Below are 2,056 nucleotides of genomic sequence, written 5' to 3'. Positions count from 1 at the left end.
GCACTATTACTTATTCTGAGCTAGTGGGATAATCATTTATCTAAATAAAAATGGTTTTTCTTTTAGAAGGATACTTTTAATTATGGAAGGTAACTTTCCAGAAGCAAATATAGAAGATATAAGGTTTGATGTACTTAGAGAAGACGAAATACCATCCGGAGAATATGGAACTTTTTCCATTAAAGATTTTTATAAAAAAGATGAAAATTGATAATATAAATGAAGGACTTTTTGAACTATGTTATTATCATCATTTAACTAATGATTTTAGGGACCAAGTTGAGATAATTCATAATCAGTTGGTGAATCAAACCTTAGCATTATCAAAAATAATTTCTTATATTAATAATAAGACCAAAGTGTTTATTTAATGTTCTATCAGCCCTTTGAAACTACTTAAGTAAGAAGTACATTAATTTAAAAAGGAATTATTTTATCTCTTTACGTAGAATAAGTCTACTGTTCTTCAAAATGTATATTCAACTGCCTGGCGCATGCCCTTTATAGGAGGTGCGCCTTTACTATTATTTTATTTGAAAATATATATCCCACAATAGCGTGTTCCTGTTACTAGCTAGAATGATTCTTTAAATAAGGAGTTCCCCTCTAATTAAAGGGATGTTACTTATCGCTTTGCTGCTTTTCTGAATTTATCATTGATTGCTATTAATGCGTTGAAGTTAGTTAAACATTTTTTTAAGTTATAATAAGTATATATCAATCTTACAGATTCGATGAGATAAAGTCCTGCCATCGAAACATATAATAGCTCATTTTTCATAACTTCCAGAATTCTTATATAATTTTTTTCAAAAAAGAAACGTTGTATTGCGTCTTTTGCATGTGTTTCTGTTGAAAGAATAGAATAAATTAACTCATACTCCACAGTTAAGTCTAAATCTTCACATAGTTTTTTGAGGGTTTTTGTATTTTGATTGAGGTTATACCATTTTTGTTCTAAGCGTTTCATCCCAAGTTCATTTAGATATTGATCTATTACTCTTTCCTTATATGTTTCTGACATTTCTTTAGATAGTTTCGAAACATCATCTTTTTTAATTTTTAGAAATTCTCTGAGGGAGTGTCCTCTTAGGCTGTCTTCAGCTAAATTATCCATCAATTGAATTTCTTTAAGTTTTGTGGAACAACCATAAGATTTTGCTCGCTTATCAGTATCTTTTTCTAACACAAACTTTAAGTAAACGTAATTCTCAAAAATTGTTCTTAGAATTGTATCTATGGAAACGTGGTGTTTTTGCATTAAAAGAATAAGCATTGACTTCGAGTGATTAATTAGGTTTTCTAAAAGACCTAATATCACTGCATCTGTTAAATTGAATTCTCGATTTTTACCTTCTACTTTAAAGTACTTTTCTATTACGTTGTTAAATACTTGTTCGGCAGAATTACCATTTTTTGTTTTAGGTTTTCTATTAGTATATAGAGTTTAATAACACTAAAGCTAATTACTTTTTTTCTCTATTGATTAGTATCAATAACCTTCTTCCGTAGACAAAGATTAAATACATTATGGATAACATAAGTAAAAACAATAAAGTATAAGATAAAAATTTAATATTAAACTGGAATTCACTAACTGTGAAAGCTATAAAAAAAGCAATCAAAAAAAATAAAGAAATCATTTTTCTCATATTTATCACCTCATAATTTATTTTACAGTCTTCTCTCATGATTAGTTTATCATCTTTTATTAGCAATTAACATAATTTATAAAAATTTACAAAAATAGAAGGAATTTTAATATTTTTCAAGAAATATAATACTGAACACATTAAATAAAAAATGGAAGATGATCCAGTATTATGAAAAAAGTTATCCTGAGTTTTATTATTTTTGTAACTTCAGTATCTTTTTTATTTCCATTAGTTATCAGTGCCGAACAACAACCTAAAGAAACAAATATTGGAATTGCTAAGAAGTATATTAATTCAACAGTTCCCGAGTTAGTTAGAACATTGGATGTAATTGTCAAGTGAAAATTCCCCCACATAGTCATTTAAAATTCCCCCACCTATATTCTCCAGACGTGGTAGGG

2 protein-coding genes are annotated in these 2,056 nt (G+C 27.6%); one reads left to right on the top strand and one right to left on the bottom strand.

Annotated elements, in window-relative coordinates; genetic code table 11:
• Window positions 1–82 precede the first annotated feature (82 nt).
• Complete coding sequence (locus RZN25_18270; GenBank protein ID MEQ6378749.1) at window positions 83–211, top strand: hypothetical protein; 129 nt, start codon at window positions 83–85, stop codon at window positions 209–211.
• Between the two features lie 414 nt (window positions 212–625).
• Here the strand turns inward: RZN25_18270 and RZN25_18265 are convergent, their stop codons facing one another.
• The gene (locus tag RZN25_18265; protein MEQ6378748.1) at window positions 626–1,321 is read right to left on the bottom strand and encodes a DUF5677 domain-containing protein; all 696 of its coding nucleotides are present in this window, start codon (window positions 1,319–1,321) and stop codon (window positions 626–628) included.
• Between the last annotated feature and the right edge of the window lie 735 nt (window positions 1,322–2,056).

It is taken from the genome of Bacillaceae bacterium S4-13-56, from assembly GCA_040191315.1.
Taxonomy (GTDB): Bacteria; Bacillota; Bacilli; order Bacillales; family JAWJLM01; genus JAWJLM01.
This window is presented reverse-complemented; position numbering and strand designations above follow the sequence as displayed.